Annotated in this window: 14 protein-coding genes, 1 tRNA gene and 1 other RNA gene; 11 read left to right on the top strand and 5 right to left on the bottom strand. The window is 70.9% G+C overall.

Annotated elements, in window-relative coordinates:
- Positions 1-10 precede the first annotated feature (10 nt).
- The 3 genes from GQQ95_RS16035 (at position 11) to GQQ95_RS16025 (ending at position 2475) form a co-directional block, all read left to right on the top strand.
- A complete protein-coding gene (locus GQQ95_RS16035; RefSeq protein WP_157428623.1) occupies positions 11-604 on the top strand; it encodes an energy-coupling factor transporter transmembrane component T family protein in 594 nt (197 codons plus the stop codon).
- Between the two features lie 109 nt (positions 605-713).
- On the top strand, positions 714-1499 hold the full coding sequence (locus tag GQQ95_RS16030; protein ID WP_157428622.1) for a metal-dependent hydrolase: 786 nt from the start codon (positions 714-716) through the stop codon (positions 1497-1499).
- 49 nt (positions 1500-1548) lie between these two features.
- On the top strand, positions 1549-2475 hold the full coding sequence (locus GQQ95_RS16025) for a 5'-3' exonuclease (RefSeq protein WP_157428621.1): 927 nt from the start codon (positions 1549-1551) through the stop codon (positions 2473-2475).
- A 36-nt stretch (positions 2476-2511) separates the two neighbouring features.
- Here GQQ95_RS16025 and GQQ95_RS16020 read toward each other — a convergent pair whose 3' ends face one another.
- Entirely contained in the window at positions 2512-3345 is an 834-nt protein-coding gene (locus tag GQQ95_RS16020) for a DUF72 domain-containing protein (RefSeq protein WP_157428620.1), read from the bottom strand.
- A 48-nt stretch (positions 3346-3393) separates the two neighbouring features.
- Here GQQ95_RS16020 and GQQ95_RS16015 point away from each other — a divergent pair, with 48 nt between their 5' ends.
- The 3 genes from GQQ95_RS16015 (at position 3394) to GQQ95_RS16005 (ending at position 6758) form a co-directional block, all read left to right on the top strand.
- The gene (locus GQQ95_RS16015; RefSeq protein WP_157428619.1) at positions 3394-4857 is read left to right on the top strand and encodes an SLC13 family permease; all 1464 of its coding nucleotides are present in this window, start codon (positions 3394-3396) and stop codon (positions 4855-4857) included.
- Between the two features lie 58 nt (positions 4858-4915).
- Entirely contained in the window at positions 4916-6274 is a 1359-nt protein-coding gene (locus GQQ95_RS16010) for a M20/M25/M40 family metallo-hydrolase (RefSeq protein WP_157428618.1), read from the top strand.
- A gap of 70 nt (positions 6275-6344) precedes the next feature.
- Entirely contained in the window at positions 6345-6758 is a 414-nt protein-coding gene (locus tag GQQ95_RS16005; protein ID WP_157428617.1) for a DUF7144 family membrane protein, read from the top strand.
- Positions 6759-6820: 62 nt separating this feature from the next.
- On the opposite strand, the gene GQQ95_RS16000 is transcribed toward GQQ95_RS16005, so the two are convergent.
- Positions 6821-6893 (bottom strand) — tRNA-Lys (locus GQQ95_RS16000).
- Positions 6894-7012: 119 nt separating this feature from the next.
- Here GQQ95_RS16000 and GQQ95_RS15995 point away from each other — a divergent pair.
- From GQQ95_RS15995 to GQQ95_RS15985, 3 genes are read left to right on the top strand one after another with little or no spacing between them, the layout of a single operon-like run.
- Positions 7013-7936, top strand: a complete 924-nt coding sequence (locus GQQ95_RS15995; RefSeq protein ID WP_157428616.1) for an inositol monophosphatase family protein — start codon at positions 7013-7015, stop codon at positions 7934-7936.
- Positions 7933-8892: an LLM class F420-dependent oxidoreductase gene (locus tag GQQ95_RS15990; RefSeq protein WP_157428615.1), complete on the top strand. Its 960-nt coding sequence runs from the start codon at positions 7933-7935 to the stop codon at positions 8890-8892. The genes GQQ95_RS15995 and GQQ95_RS15990 overlap by 4 nt, the downstream gene beginning before the upstream one ends.
- Positions 8889-9143: a DUF1653 domain-containing protein gene (locus GQQ95_RS15985; RefSeq protein WP_157428614.1), complete on the top strand. Its 255-nt coding sequence runs from the start codon at positions 8889-8891 to the stop codon at positions 9141-9143. Before GQQ95_RS15990 ends, GQQ95_RS15985 begins: the two co-directional genes overlap by 4 nt.
- 39 nt (positions 9144-9182) lie before the next feature.
- Here the strand turns inward: GQQ95_RS15985 and GQQ95_RS15980 are convergent, their stop codons facing one another.
- Complete coding sequence (locus tag GQQ95_RS15980) at positions 9183-10130, bottom strand: DMT family transporter (protein WP_212275515.1); 948 nt, start codon at positions 10128-10130, stop codon at positions 9183-9185.
- 81 nt (positions 10131-10211) lie between these two features.
- Between GQQ95_RS15980 and GQQ95_RS15975 the strand changes: the two genes are divergently transcribed.
- Positions 10212-11129 carry a LysR family transcriptional regulator gene (locus GQQ95_RS15975; protein WP_157428613.1) on the top strand — a complete coding sequence of 306 codons (918 nt, stop codon included), beginning with the start codon at positions 10212-10214 and terminating at the stop codon, positions 11127-11129.
- Between the two features lie 27 nt (positions 11130-11156).
- Here GQQ95_RS15975 and GQQ95_RS15970 read toward each other — a convergent pair whose 3' ends face one another.
- Together GQQ95_RS15970 and ssrA are read right to left on the bottom strand one after the other, a co-directional pair.
- Positions 11157-12764 (bottom strand): glycoside hydrolase family 6 protein, encoded by a 1608-nt coding sequence (locus tag GQQ95_RS15970; RefSeq protein ID WP_246205616.1) that lies wholly within the window; start codon positions 12762-12764, stop codon positions 11157-11159.
- Between the two features lie 240 nt (positions 12765-13004).
- Positions 13005-13374: a transfer-messenger RNA gene (ssrA, locus tag GQQ95_RS15965) on the bottom strand.
- Positions 13375-13687: 313 nt separating this feature from the next.
- On the opposite strand from ssrA, the gene GQQ95_RS15960 reads away from it, so the two are divergent.
- Positions 13688-15892 (top strand): glycoside hydrolase domain-containing protein, encoded by a 2205-nt coding sequence (locus GQQ95_RS15960; protein ID WP_157428612.1) that lies wholly within the window; start codon positions 13688-13690, stop codon positions 15890-15892.
- The last annotated feature ends 15 nt before the right edge of the window (positions 15893-15907 follow it).

The raw sequence follows: 15907 nt of genomic DNA, 5'->3' as shown, positions 1-15907 counted from the left end.
GGGTCCGCACATGATCGGCGTCCTCCACCCGGGCACCTCCCTCGTGCACCGCACGCCGGCCCTGGTGAAGCTCGCGTTGCTCGCGGTAGTCGTGACCGCCACGGCGTTCATCGGCTCGCTCGCGTGGCTGGCTGCGACATCCGCCCTCGTCGTCCTGCTGTTCGCCGCAGCGCGGGTCCCGGTTCGCGTGGCGCTCCGGCAGGTCGTGCCGATCCTCTGGGTCCTGGCGTTCGCCGTGCCCCTGCAGGTCCTCTTCGGCGGCTGGGAGGCGGCCGCCGTGATGGCCGTGCGCCTGCTGATCGCCGTCGCGCTGGCCGCGCTCTACACGCTCACGACGCCGGTCAGCGCGACGCTCGATGCGATGCAGGTGCTGCTCCGCCCGTTCCGGCGCTGGATCGACGCCGACCGGGTGGGCCTCGCGCTCGCGCTCACGATCCGGTGCGTGCCGCTGCTCGCCGACCTCGTGCGCGAGGTCATGGAGGCACGGAAGGCGCGCGGTGCCGAGGGATCGCTCCTCGCCCTCGCCGTCCCCGTCATCGTGCGTGCGCTGCGCACGGCCGAGCACCTCGGCGAGGCGCTGACGGCACGCGGCTTCGACGACTGAACGACGCCGCCCGCTGCGGCGGCCCGCGTTCGTCGATGTCGGCGGCGCCCGGCAGACTGGTCGACGGCCGATCGGCCGAGCACCGCGCCGACCGGGAGTACGCGACACCATGATGGGCATCACCCACGCCACGAGCGGCGCCGCCGCGTGGATCGCCGTCACGAGCACGATGCCCGTGCTCGGCCTGGGCGTCTACCCGCTCGACCCCATCGGAGTCCTCGCCGGTACGGCCGTGGCCGCCGGTGCCGCCCTGCTTCCCGATGCCGATCACCACAGTGCGACCATCGCGCACTCCGTGCCGCTGGTCGGCCGGCTCGTCGCGCGCACGATCGGCACCCTGTCGGGCGGCCACCGCCAGGGCGCGCACTCCGCGATCGCCGTGGTGCTCGTCGCCGTGGCCGCATGGGCGCTCACCCTGATCACCGTCGCGATCGACGACACGAGCAGCATCGCGGCGGGGGCCGGCGTCGGCACCGCCGTGCTCGTCTGCTTCGGCCTGAAGGCGCGCGACTTCGTGCGCTCATGGCCCGCGGCCTGGGCCCTCGGCGCGGCAGCGGGGGCGGCGATCGTCGTCTTCGCGCCGGAGCAGGTCGCCTGGTTCCCGCTCGCGGTCACGATCGGATTCGTCGCGCACCTCGCCGGCGACTTCCTCACCACCGGCGGCGTGCCGGGCGTCCTCTGGCCGCAGGTGCTGCGGCCGCCGGAGAGGCTTCGCGACACGCCCGTGCTGAACCGGCTCTGGCTGGCGAGCGGTCACGTGTCGCTGCCGCTGCTCGGGGACACCGGTTCCCATCGGGAGGCCGCGCTGGGAGCGGTGCTCGGCCTCTACTGCTTCGCCAACTTCGCGTACGAGAGCCTCCGCCTGATCGGGTTCGACCTGTTCCCCGGCGCCTGAGCCGCTCCCGACCCTCGTGCGGGTCGTGGGTCCGTGACAGGATCGCGGTGTGACCGAACGCCTGATGCTCCTCGACACCGCCTCGCTCTACTTCCGCGCCTTCTACGGGGTGCCCGACTCGCTGAAGGCCGCCGACGGCACGCCCGTGAACGCCGTCCGGGGCCTGCTCGACATCATCTCGCGCCTGGTCACCGACTACGAGCCGACGCAGCTCGTCGCCTGCTGGGACGACGACTGGCGTCCCGAATGGCGCGTGGAGCTCATCCCGAGCTACAAGGCGCACCGCGTCGTCGAGGTCGTCGCCTCCGGACCCGACGTCGAGGAGACGCCCGATCCGCTCGTAGTCCAGGTCCCGCTCATCCGCGAGGTCCTGGGCATCCTCGGCATCCCGATCGTGGGGGCTGCACGGCACGAGGCCGACGACGTGATCGGGAGCCTCGCGACCCAGGCCACGGTGCCCGTCGACGTGGTGACCGGCGACCGCGACCTGTTCCAGCTGGTCGACGACGCGCGCGGCGTGCGCGTGATCTACACGGCCAGGGGCATGAGCAAGCTCGAGGTGCTCACCGATGCATCCGTCGTCGGCAGGTACGGCGTGCTGCCCCAGCAGTACGCCGACTTCGCCGCGCTCCGCGGCGACGCCTCCGACGGCCTCCCCGGTGTCAAGGGCATCGGCGAGAAGACCGCCGCGAACCTGCTGCGCGACTTCGTCGACCTCGACGGCATCCGGGCCGCGGCCGCCGATCCGTCCGTGCCGCTCTCGGCGACGATGCGCGCACGCATCGCCGATGCCGCCGCCTACCTCGACGTCGCGCCGAAGGTGGTCGAGGTCGTGCGCGACCTCGAATTCGCCCCCTTCGACGCGTCGATCGTGCCGCTCGATGACGAGCATCGTGCCGAGTTCGAACGCTTCGCGGAGACCTGGAACCTCGGCGGCGCGGCGCCGCGCGTACTCGCCGCGCTCGGCAACGACTGAGGCCGCCCGCCGCGCGGCGGTGCGAGCATCGAAGCCTCACGATTCGACGAGCTCGCGCAGCCTCCTCGCGTTCAGCACGGCGTACCCGTGCTCGTCGTTGTTGAAGTACGCGTACACCCGCCGGCCCTCGGCCTCCCACTCGCGCAACTGCCCGGCCCACCGTTCGAGCGCGTCATCGGAGTACGACCCGACGTACAGGCGGTCGGGGTCCGGCCCGTGGAACCGCACGTAGACGACCTCGGCGGTGGCCCGCGGAATCGTCGGCAGGCCGGCGCCGTCCATCACGCAGTATGCGGCGCCGTGCGCCTCGAGGATCGCGAACACGGCCTCGTCCTGCCATGAGGGATGCCGGAACTCCACCGCCGCCGAGACGTCGCGCGGGAGCTGCCGCAGGAAGTCCTCCAGGCGATCGTCATCGCGCTCGAAGCCGGGCGGGAGCTGCAGCAACAGGATGCCGTGGCGATCGCCGAGCTGTTCCCAGGCGCGGCTGATGCGCTGCAGCCAGGCCTCGGGGTCGGCCAGGCGCTTCGCGTGGGTGAGCCCCCTCGGCGCCTTCACCGTCAGGGCGAAGCCCGGCGGCAGGCGATCGTGCCACCGCCGGAAGCCCGCGTCGCCGGGCCATCGGTAGAAGCTCGCGTTCAACTCGACCGTGTCGAACTCCTCCGCATACCGCGCGAGCCACTGGCCCTGCGGCAGGCCTGGCTGGTAGAACACACCTCTCCAGCTGGCGTAACTCCACCCCGACGTGCCGATCCGGATCACCCGGTCACCCTCCTCACGCGCAGCGGATGCCACGTGCACGCTGCTCCGGCCGTGATAGCCCGGCGTGCCGTTGTGTGTCAATCCCTTGCGGCAGTACAGTTCAGCCATCGCCAATGGCGGCGGTCGAGTGGGTCTGCGCGTAGCTGGGGGGTTGCGATGGACATCGCATTGGTCGTCCTGCAGGGAGCCGTCGTCATCGGTGCGATCGCGATGGGCGTTCGCACCGGCGGCCTGGGGCTGGGGCTCTGGGGCGTGGTCGGCACCGTGATCCTCGTGTTCGGCTTCCAGTTGCCACCGGGCGCGATCCCCATCGACGCCTTCTTCATCATCATCGCCGTGATCACGGCGTCCTCGGCGATGCAGGCCGCGGGCGGCATCGACTACCTGGTCTCGATCGCATCGAGGATCATCCAGCGCAACCCGAAGCGCCTCACCTACGTGGCCCCGGTCGTCGCCTTCGTCTTCACCGTCCTGTCGGGCACGTCGAACATCTTCTTCGCCCTGATCCCGGTCATCTACGAGACCTCCTACCGCAATGGGCAGCGTCCCGAACGGGCCTTGGCCGCCTCGACCGTGACCTCCGGCCTGGGGATCACGGCGAGCCCCGTGTCCGCCGCGATGGCGGCGTACCTGGTCCTCATGGACGGCACCGGATTCGGACTGCCGCAGATCCTGCTGATCACGGTGCCGGCGGCCCTCGTCGCATGCGTCGTGACCTCCTTCGTGCAGCAGCGGATCGGGAAGGACCTGCTCGACGACCCGGTCTACCTGGCGAAGGTCGAAGCCGGCACGGTCGAGGTACCCGCCGCCCTCCGCGAACGCTACGACGCGCGTTTCGGCGCGGTCGCGGGCGGCACGACGGCGACCGGCGGGACCACCACCGCCGGAACGACCGAGGTCGATGGCAGCGGCACCCGCAGGGCAGCCCCGGCCGCCGCCGAGCCCATCCAGCATCCCGTCCCCGAGGGTGGCGCGACCGCCGCCTGGATCTTCGTCTCGGGAACCCTGCTCATCGTCCTCTTCGGGCTGTTCCCCGGTCTGCGACCCGCGTTCCCCGACGACGAGGGCGAGGTCGTGCCGATCGGGATGTCGACCGTCATCGAGATGATCATGTTCACCGTGGCGCTCGTGATCATCCTGGTGCGCAAGGTCAAGCCGGCCAAGGTCGTCGAGCAGCCGTTGCTCAAGGCCGGCTTCGTCGCGGCCGTGGCGCTGTTCGGCATCGCCTGGATGGCCGACACGTTCATCTCCGCGAACGAGGAGACGATCATCGAACCGCTGGGCGCGATGATCGAATCCAACCCGCTGCTCCTCGCGGTCGCGCTGTTCCTCGTCGCCGGCCTCACCACGAGCCAGTCGGCCACCACGAACACGCTGATCCCGATCGCCCTCGCCGCGGGTCTCGGCCCGGGCGTGATCACGGCGATGTGGCCGTCGCTCATCGGCGTCTGGCTGTTCCCCGCGAACGGCTCCCAGATCGCGTCCGTGGAGACCGACCTCACCGGGTCGACGAAGCTGACCCAGGTGCCCGTCTGGCACTCGTTCACGATCCCGATGCTGGTCTCGTGGGTCGCGGTCGTGCTGGCCGGCCTGCTGATCCAGCTCGTCATCCCCGTCTGATCCGCCCGCATTCGACGCGCGTCGGCGCGCGGGCTCGCAAGCTGCAGAGGAGCACGAAATGTCCGACCCCACGAAGATCACGTCCGCCGCCGCCGACCTGATGCCCGAGGTGATCGAGCGCCTCGAGGCGCTGGTCCGCATCCCCTCGGTCGCCTTCCCGGGCTTCGACCCCGAGCCGGTCCACGCGATGGGCGCCGCCGTGGTCGAGCTGTTCGAAGCCGCCGGGGCGAGCGGCGTCCGCCTGCTCGACGTGCCCGACGGCTATCCGTGCGTGTACGCGGACCTCCCCGGGCCCGAGGGATCGCCAACGGTGCTGCTCTACGCGCACTACGACGTGCAGCCTGCGCCGAAGAGCCAAGGGTGGACGAGCGAGCCGTTCGAGCCGGTCACGAAGGACGACGGTCGCATCTACGGCCGTGGCGCCGCCGACGACAAGTCCGGGCTCGTCATCCATTACGGCACGCTCAAGCTCCTCGGCCCCGACCGGCCCTGCCACGTGAAGATCCTCGTCGAGGGCGAGGAGGAGACGATCTCCCACCTCGAGGCGTTCGTCGAGGCCAACCCGGAGCTCTTCACCGCCGACGCCTACGTCATCGCCGACATCGGCCCGCAGCGCGTCGGCCGGCCGGGGCTCACGACGGCCCTCCGCGGCGACGTCGCCTGCACGGTGACCGTGCGCACACTCGCGAACCCGGTGCACTCCGGCATGTTCGGCGGCGCGGCCCCCGACGCGATGACCGCGATGATCCGGATCCTCGATTCGCTGCACGACGAGCACGGGGACACCGTCATCCCGGGCGTGGACAGCGGCAGCTGGGGAGGCGCCGACATGGACGAGGAGGTCTACCGCGACGGATCGTCGATCCTGCCGGGCGTCGAGTTCCTGGGCACCGGCTCGCTCTCCGACCGGATCTGGATGAAGCCCTCCGTGACCGTCCTCGGCATGGATCTGCCGAACACCGCGGAGGCCTCGAACGTCCTCCTGCCCGAGGTCACGGCGAAGCTGTCGATGCGCATCATCCCGGGATCGGACGGCGATGCCCAGCTCGAGGCGCTCATGGCGCACCTCCGCGCCCAGCGGCCCTGGAACTGCGAGGTCGAGGCCGAGAAGGTGAAGGTCGGGCAGCCGTTCGCGGTCGACGAGCACCATCCGGCGATCATCGCGGCGAACGATGCGCTCGGCGCCGCCTACGGCGCTCCCGTCGAGTCGATCGGCAGCGGAGCCTCGATCCCCCTCGTCGCCTCGCTGAAGAAGGTCGCTCCCGACGGCGCCATCGTGCTCTGGGGAGCGGAGGACACCGCGCAGTCACGGATCCACGCCTCAGAGGAGTCGGTGGATCCGGGCGAGATCGAACGGATGATCGCGGCGCAGACGCTCTTCATCCTCGAGCTCGCCGAGGCCGCCGGTCGACGGTGAGCGCCGCGATGCGGCACCTGGACCCCGGCGGACACCGTCCGTCGGCCACTCGAACAGAACGGAGAGACGTATGAGCGCTGCAAGCGAAGTGAAGGTGTCCGGTTGGGTCGGGTGGGTCGCGTTCGCGGCCGCCATCCTCATGCTGAACGGCGTGTTCAGCATCCTGCAGGGAATCGTCGCCCTGGCGGGTTCCGACTACTACTTCGCCGTCGCCGGCGGGGCGCTGTTCGTCTTCGACCTCACCGGCTGGGGATGGTGGAGCATCATCATCGGCGCCCTGCTGGTGCTGGTCGGCGTCGCACTGATCACCGGCGCGACCTGGGCGCGGGTCGTCGCGGTCATCATCGCCGGGCTGAGCGCGATCGGTCAGCTCTTCCTGATCCCGGCACAGCCGTGGTGGTCGATCATCGTGATCGCGGTCGACGTGCTGGTGATCTTCGCGATCACGGTGCACGGCAAGGACCTTCGGCACGCACGCCCCTGATCTCAGGACGAGTCACGGCATGAGAAAAGCCCCGAACCTGGCGAGAGGTTCGGGGCTGATCGTGCACCCCCTCGGACTTGAACCGAGAACCCACTGATTAAGAGTCAGTTGCTCTGCCAATTGAGCTAGAGGTGCGTGGCCCCGGGCGATTTTCATCACCTCGGGCCGAGAGACAACGTTAGCAGGAGAGGGCGAGTTGCGCGAATCGAGGTCGGAATCGGCATGTCGGGGACGCGGGCGATAGCCTGAGGCGCGTGACCGTCGCCCCCGATCCTCGCGATTCCGCGCCCCCCGACCCCGGCCCCGCTTCGTCATCCGAACTCGCAGGTCCCGCGCCGACCGACGATCTCGCCCTCGCCCTCGAGCTCGCGGACCTCGCCGATCGCATCGCCCTCGACCGCTTCCGCTCGAGCGACCTCGAGATCGCGACCAAGCCCGACCGCACGTTCGTCACCGAGGCCGACCTCGCCGTCGAGCGCGCCGTGCGCGATCGCCTCGCGGACGCACGACCCGGCGACGGCATCCTCGGCGAGGAGTACGGCCGCGAGGACCGGGGCCCCCGCCAGTGGATCATCGACCCGATCGACGGCACGTCCAACTTCCTCCGCGGCGTGCCGGTCTGGGGTGCGCTCGTGTCGCTGGCGGTCGACGGCGTGCCCGTGGTCGGCGTGGCGTCGATGCCGACGTTCGGCCGGCGCTGGTGGGCCGCGCGCGGCCACGGGGCCTGGACGAACGTGCCGGATGCCGCGAGCTCCGCCTCGGTGGCCGCGACGCCTGCCCGCCGCATCCGCGTCTCGGGCGTCGCCGACCTCGCCGACGCCTCGCTCAGCTTCCAGAGCCTCGCCCAGTGGCGCGAGGCCGGACGACTCCCCGCGCTACTCGCCCTCGGCGAGGCGGTCTGGCGCGACCGCGCGTACGGCGACCTGTGGTCGTACATGCTCCTCGCGGAGGGCCTCGTCGACATCGTGGGCGAGTTCGACGTGAAGGAGTACGACCTGGCCGCCCTCGTCCCGATCGTCGAGGAGGCCGGCGGCCGGTTCACCTCGATCGACGGCGCGCCGGGGCACGCCCACGGCTCGGCCCTGGCGACGAACGGACTGCTGCACGAGACCGTGCTGGCCACGATCGCGGCGGCGTCGGCCGCGACATCCGACGACCGCGACCCGGAGGACGCATGACCGAGATCACCACGCGCAGGCCCTTCGAGGTCTGCCTCTTCACGGAGCCCCAGCAGGGCGCGAGCTACGACGAGCAGCTCTCGCACGCCTCGACCGCCGAGCGCCTCGGCTTCGACGGCTGGTTCCGCTCCGACCACTACTTGCGCATGGGCGGCGGCGACCGCGGGCCCGGACCGACGGATGCCTGGACCACCCTCGCGGGCCTCGCACGCGAGACCCGCCGCATCCGCCTCGGCACCCTCGTGTCCTCGGTCACGTACCGCGTGCCCGGCATCCTGGCCATCCAGGTCGCCCAGGTCGATGCGATGTCCGGCGGACGCGCCGAGCTCGGCCTCGGCACCGGGTGGTTCGCCGAGGAGCATCGCGCGTACGGCATCCCGTTCCCCGAGAAGCGGTTCGACCTGCTCGAGGAGCAGCTCGCGATCGTCACGGGACTCTGGGCGACGCCCGACGGCTCGGACTTCGACTTCCACGGTGTTCACTACTCGCTCGAGGGCGCACCCGCCCTCCCCCGCCCGGTGCAGTCCCGGGTGCCGGTGATCGTCGGCGGCGGTGGCCCCAGGCGCACCCCCGCGCTGGCTGCGCGATTCGCGACCGAGTTCAACATCGGCTTCCAGGGCGAGGACGTCATCGCCGAGAAGTTCGACGGCGTGCGGCGTGCGTGCGAGGCGATCGACCGCGATCCCGCCACGCTGAAGCTCTCGGTGGCCCTGCCCACGGTGGTGGCGACGGATGACGCGACCTACCTGCGACGCCTCGCCGCGATCGGTGCCGACCCCGACTCGTTCGCCGACGTGAACGTCGCCGGCACGCCCGACGCCGCGATCGAGAAGATCGAACGCCTTCGCGAGCTCGGCGCCGACCGCGTGTACCTGCAGACGGTCGACCTGCGCGACCTGGAGCATGCCGAGCTGCTGGGCACCGCGGTGCTCCCCCACCTCGGCGGTCGCGCATGAGCGAGGCTCACGAGACTCAGGTCGCCGGCCCCGCGACGGGGGTCTCGCCCGGCCGGTACGAGCACTACAAGGGCAATCCGTACGAGGTGCTCGAACTGGCGCGCCACTCCGAGACCGAGGAGTGGTTCGTCGTGTACCGCGCCCTCTACGCCGAGCGGGGCGTGTGGATCCGCCCGCTCGCGATGTTCGCCGAGCAGGTCGAGGTCGATGGCGTGCGGATGCCGCGGTTCAGGCGCATCGACGCCGAGTGATGCCCGGCACCGCGCGCGACGCAGGCACGCGGCATCCGCTCACGATCGCGGGCGTCGGCTCGACCTGCGGCTGATCGCCACGCCGATGAGGCAGAGCGCGCCGCCGACCATGCCGAGGAGCGTCGGCAGCTCGCCGAGCAGCAGCCAGGAGAGCAGTACGACGATGGCCGGCACCGCCAGCGTCGCCGACGCGGTGACGCCGGCGGGAGTGCGCTTGAGCACGTACGCCCAGAGCAGGAACGCGACGGCGGTCGGGAAGATGCCGAGGTAGACCATGGCGAGGATCGCGGACGCGGGCGCGGCGCCGACCTCGCCGACCGCCTGCGGGAGGAACGGCAGCAGGGCTGCGGCGCCGACCACGCACCCGATCCACGTGGCGCTGAGCGCGTCGGAGGTGCGCAGGGCGACCTTCTGCACGAGCACCCCGAGTGCGTAGAGCACGGCCGCGAGGATGCCGAGGACGATGCCGAGCGGGTCGCTGTGCGCACCGATGCCGCCCGTCGCGATGATCACCACGCCCACGAATGCGACCAGCATGCCGATCATGAGCGGGCGCGGGAAGCCCTCGTGGAGGAACGCGCCCGCCGCGAGCGCGACGAGGAGTGGCGCGATGTTGACGAGCATGGCTGCGGTGCCGGCATCGAGGTGCCGCTCGGCCAGGTTCAGCACGAGGGTGTAGCCCGCGAACCAGAGCACGCCGTACAGGGCGATGAGCGCGAGCGTGCGGCCGCGCGGCCAGGGCGGGCGGCGGATGACGGCGACCGCGACGAGCGCCGCCGCCCCGACCAGCTGCCGTCCGAGGGCGAGGGGACCGGGCGAGAGCGCGTCGCCGACGAACCGGATCGCGATGAACGCGGAGGCCCAGAGCACGAGCACGACGGCCATCGCCGAGAGCACACGCCATCCGGCCACCTCCCGTGCGGCGGAGTCGGTCGCGGGTCCTGCGTCCGGGTCATCGGTGGGCACGGCGGGCGGAGCGGCGGTCATGCCTTCAGCCTGACGTGGCGATCACGACAGCACAAGCGAACGATCGTTGGCATTGCATAAGCATGACTGTACGATCGCACCATGGTGGATCCGCAGCGCCTCCAGGTGTTCCGCACGGTCGTGCAGACCGGCTCGATCAATCGCGCCGCCGCGCGCCTCGGCTACACGGCCTCGGCCGTGAGCCAGCAGGTGAGTGCGCTCCAGCGCGAGACGGGCCTCGCCCTCGTCGAACGCCGCGGGCGAGGCATCGTCGCGACGGCGGCCGGCATCGCCGTCGCCGAGCGGGCGTCGAGGGTGCTCGACCACCTGGCCGACTTCGACGGCGCCGTCGACGACCTCCGCACTGGCCGTACGGGCACGCTTCGCATCGGCACGTTCTCCTCGGCCAACCGCGCCTGGCTGCCGCGGGTCGTGGCCGCGCTCACCGAGGAGTTCCCGCACCTGCGACTCGAGCTCTCGATCCTCGAACTCCGCGGCGATCGCACCGCCGACCCCGATCTCGAGGTCTACGTCGCCGAATCGATCCGCGGCGACCGCGACCCCACCGTCGCGGAGGGCGAGAGCGATGCGTACGACCTCGAGGAGCTCCGCACCGAGGACTACGTCGTCGTGGTGTCCGAGAGGCATCCGCTCGCGGATCGCGGTGCCGTCACGCTCGGCGACCTCGCCGCGGAACCGTGGATCGACAACGACCACAGCCGCGGGACCTGCCGGGAGATCGTCATGTCGGGCTGCGCGGCGGCCGGGTTCGCGCCGCGGTTCCGGATCCAGGCACCCGACTACACGAGTGCGTTCGACTACGTCGCACACGGGGTCGGCATCACCGTGCTTCCCCGCCTCGGCGCGATCGGGTTGCCGCCCGGCACGGTGATGCTGTCCCTCGCCGCGCCCGCCGTCCGGCGCCGCATCATGCTCCGCACGAAGCGCTCGATGCACGGCAACCCGGCCGCGCAGCGGGCGAGGGAACTCCTTCGCGCGGCATCCGCACCGGCCGTCTAGACCGGGACGGATGCCGCGCATCGCCGGTCAGCTCGAGGTGCACGCCTGCCCGTCGAGGCGGAACTGCCAGGGCTCGCTCGCGGCGCCCGTTCCGGCGACGACGACGAGCGTCTTGCGGCCGAGAGCGAGCTTCGAATGCCGGGTGGGCGCGTCGACGACCACCTCGGCGCCCTGCTGCGAGAACGAACCGCCGATCACCCGGGTGAGCCGCTGCGTGCCGTCGAAGGTCCACGCGAGCCGCCAGGGATCGATGGCCTCCGTGCCGGTGTTCCGGATGACCAGGACCGCCCCGAAGCCCTTGCCGAGGCGGGTGGCCGTCAGGTCGACATGGCAGGTGAGCGGGGCGATCGAGGGCGCCGCGAGTGCGATGAGCTCGCGGGCCTGCTCGACGAACCACTGTCCGGCCGCCGGATCCTCGATGCCGCGCGCGGGGTCGAGCGGGCCGCTCGTTCCCCGATAGCACTTGCCGTCGGACTCGCCCGGCACCTTGATCCAGAGGAAGGCGTCCACGAGCGGAACCCCGGTCTCGGTGGTGGGGCGAGCGCCCAGCCCGCGGTCGGGCGGGTTGCACCAGTCCTCGTGCGTCGGGTACGTGTCGGCCGGGTACTGCCAGGGCCCCAGGCCGTTGCGGCTCGTGTCGATCACGAAATGCGTGGACGGCTCGGCGCCGCCCAGGATCAGGTCGTACCGGGAGTCCACGCCCGAGGTGTTCGCAGCCGGGTCGGCGGCGTCGGCGCTCCATTCCGCGTACTGCGTCATCGCGACGCCCTGCCACCCGGTGGCGGGGCCGCCGTTCCAGTACTGGTTGCCGCACTCGCCGAACGCCCCGGGTGCCGCGGCCACGTTCGTCACGTACTCGATGCACGAGGAGACCCAGGTGCCGAACGCGGTCGAGTTCGCCGTGAACTGGTAGTTCGAGGCGTTGAGGAAGAACCCGTCCGCCCGCTCGACCCCGGCCTTGATCAGGCGGTCGGAGACCTCGCCGACGTTCAGCCAGCTCGCACCGGTGCCATCGAGGTACACGGATGTCGCGGCGCCCGCCTTCAACCGGTCGACGGCGCCGTTCAGCTGGGCGTAGCGGTCGGACGCGGCGGTGGCCGGGTCGAGCTCGGCCGGCTGGCACCACTCCTGCACGCCGTCGAGCGTCGTGTAGTGCGGGATGATGCCGACGCCGTCGGGCTCGAGGATCACGCTCGCCGGCCTGCCGCCGATGCCGGCGACGACGCCGTCCACCCAGGCCAGGTACGCGGCCGTGTCGGCCGCACCGCCGGCCGAGTACTGGGCGCAGTCGCGGAACGGCAGGTTGTAGACCACGATCACGGGCATCTCGCCGAGGGCCGTCGCGCGGTCGACGATGCGGTCGACGGCGACCTGTGCCTCGGTCGGGGTCCCCTTCGTGATCCACGACCCGGAGGGGATGCTGCCGAGCAGCTGCGCGTCCGCCCGCGCCTGCCCGTCCAGCTCCTGGGCCGCTTCGAGGGTCGTGCTGAACGGATCGACGTACAGCGCCGATCCGGCGAGTCCTCCCGGTTCGTCCGCCGCGGCGGGTGCGGCCACCGCCGTCATGGTCGCGGCCGCGAGGCCTGCGGCTGCGACCGCAGCCCATGTCCGATGCCGCCTGGCACTGGTCTTCATCGTCATGCTCCACCTGATCTTCATCGACCACCGTCCGCGCGAACGGACGGGGAACGGCTACTCCCACCTCGTGAGAGCGCTCTCATCGTTGAGAGCGATCCTCACGATTCCCTGTCGTCGGTCGCATGTCAAGACCTCGCGAGGGTGACGCGGCACCCGCGCGCGAGTTCGGAGACGACGAGAGGCCGCCCCGAAGGACGGCCTCTCGCGTGAGTTCCCACAACGTGCGACAACGACTGATGGTGGAGATGGGGGGAATTGAACCCCCGTCCATCGCTGAGTTTCCACGCCTTCTCCGGGCGCATCCTGTGCAAGCGTTCTGCTCGGCCCCGACCTTTGCCACAGGCACCCAAGTCGACAGGCCCAGCCTGAGTAAAGTCCCGTACGGCGCTCAGGCGACGACGTACAGCGAGTTCCCTAGATGACGCCAGCGACCGGGACGGGAACACACCCGGGCTGACGGACTATCGAGCTCGCTTAAGCAGCGAGGGCGAAGTCAGACTGCGTCTTATTGGCAGTTATTGTTTTCCAGAGATCGTTTACGAGATAACCCTGGATCCTCGGCCCGCTTCTCGTGGGTACACAGACGATGTCGAAACCGATCATCCCCATGTCGCACCGCCCGGTCGTACCGGTTCGGCGAGCCGTTGTCACACGCTGTTGAGTTCCCAATTCCGCACGAACACGAGGAACGCGCGGCCTTACAGAGTACAACACCGTGGCGGCGCTGTCATTCCCGATCGCGATCCGGCACCTCACTCCCCGAGCGGATGCCACGAGCCGAGCCCGCGCGCCCGCCATCGTTCATCCGACCGTAACCCACGGCGCGCGCCCACCCCGTAGCGTCCCCACATGAGCACGATGCCCGTGACCGGCCGATCGGCGCCCCGAGCGGGCGCCGGGATCAGGCGGGAGCCCGCCCGGTGATCAGCCGCGTCGATCCGTTCATCGGCACGGAGGTCACCGACCTGCCGCCGCCCACCGGGCTCGCGGCCACGTGGTGGTGGCCGAAGCCGCAGGTGGGCAACACCCACCCGGGCGCGACGTTCCCGCTCGGCATGGTCTCGGCCTGCGCCTACTCGGGCGCCTATCCCACGGGCTACGGCCGGTACGACCTCAGCACCGAGGGCGTTCCCACGAGCATCCACGATCGGCCCGTGGCATCCGGGTTCACGCACTTCCAGCAGTCGGGCACGGGGGCGATCCGCAAGTACTACAACTACTTCCGGGTGACGCCGATGATCGAACCGCTCGACGAGCTGGGACGGCTGTGGGAGATCGGCGAGGAGACCGCGGAGCCCGGCTACTACGGCGCGACGCTCGAGAACGGCATCCGCGCCGAGCTCACGGTCGGCCCCAAGAGCGCGGTGCACCGGTACACGTTCCCCCGTCACCGCAGCGCGCGCATCGTGATCGACTTCTCGCTCGGCGGGCTCGGCATCCCGTACGGCGAGACCATCCCCCTCCGCGCGAGGCTCGAGTCGATCGGGCCCGGCATCGCCCAGGGCGAGATCGTGGTCGAAGGAACCCCGCTCGCCGTCTACATCGAGTGCGACGCCAGGTCGTGGCGGCAGATGCTCTGGTACGACCGCCGGCTCATGCCCGGCGGCACCAGGCTCGCGTTCGACCACATCCGCCCGACGACGCTGCGGCCCTTCGGACTCATGTGGGCCGGGCCGAGCGAGCCGGGCGAGACCGTCGAGGTCCGCATCGGGTTCTCGCTTCGCGGCGTCGAACAGGCCAGGGCCAACCTGCGGGCCGACTGCGGCGACGGCCCGGCGAAGTTCTCGCCGCGCCGGGATCGCACCCGCAAGGCCTGGCGCCGGCAGCTCAAGTCCATCGCGGTCGACACGCCGAGCACCGATCGCGAGACGATCTTCTCCACCGCGCTCTACCACTCGCTCATCAAGCCCTGCCTCGCCCCCGATGAGAGCCCGTTCTGGCCGTCCGACGGCGCGTTCGCGTTCGACCTGTCGACGATGTGGGACATCTATCGCACCCAGCTCCCGCTCATCACGGCGCTCATGCCCGACCGGGCCGTCGAGCTCGGATCGGCCCTGCTCACCATCTGCGAGGAGGAGGGCAACTTCCCGATCGGATATCGGATGGCGCGTGGCAGCGACCGGTTCTCGCGACAGGGCAGCGCGCTCGCGCAGACCTTCCTCGCCGATCTCTGCCAGCTCGAGCTGCCGGGCATCGACTGGGACTGGGCGCTCGTGAACATGCACGCGGACCTCAGGCGCACCTACGGCGAGGACTTCCTCCTCCGCGGCGTCGCGCACCCGATCAGTCACACCCTCGACCTCGCGTACGGCTACTGGTGCACGGCGAAGGTCGCCGAACGGGTCGGCGACCGGGCGCTCGTGGCGCAGTTCGCCGAACTCGCCGCGCGGTGGCGCAATGCGTTCGACGACACGACGGGCCTCCTGCACGACTCGACGTTCTACGAGGGCAGCCGCTACAACTACTCCTTCCGGATCCTGCACGACATGCGGGGGCGCATCGACCTCGCGGGCGGTGACGAGCGCTTCGTCGAGAAGCTCGACGCGTTCTTCGGGTACGGCGCGGAGCCGGTGCGCCAGCCCGGCATCCGGCCCGGCCTCGAGGAGCTCGCCGCCGGCTACGCACTCGGCCGCTTCGAGGGCCTGAACAACGAGCCCGACATGGAGGCGCCCTGGTCGTACCACTACGCCGGCCGACCCGACCGCACGGCCGAGGTGGTGCACGCCGCCGTGCACCAGCAGTTCGGCGTCGGGCGGGGCGGACTGCCGGGCAACGACGACTCCGGCGGGCTCAGCTCCTGGTACGTCTGGGCCTCGCTGGGCCTCTTCCCCGTTGCGGGCCAGAACCTGTTCCTGGTGAACGCGCCCGCCTTCGCCGAGAGCGAGCTGCGCATGGGCGACGGGGAACTCACGATCGCGACGACCGGATTCACGGAGCCCCGCCCTGGCGGCCCGCCGCAGTACGTGCAGTCGGCCTCGCTCAACGGCGACCGGCTCGATCGCACCTGGCTGCGCGGGGGCGAACTGCACCGCGGCGGCCGCCTGCTCCTCGAGCTCGGGCCGGAGCCCGGCGAGTGGGGAACCCACGACCGGCCGCCGTCCTCGGCACCCGTGCCGGCGCATTGACCGCATCACCCCGCA

The sequence above is a fragment of the Agromyces salentinus genome (genome assembly GCF_009749395.1).
In the GTDB taxonomy this organism is placed as follows: Bacteria; Actinomycetota; Actinomycetes; order Actinomycetales; family Microbacteriaceae; genus Agromyces; species Agromyces salentinus.
This window is presented reverse-complemented; position numbering and strand designations above follow the sequence as displayed.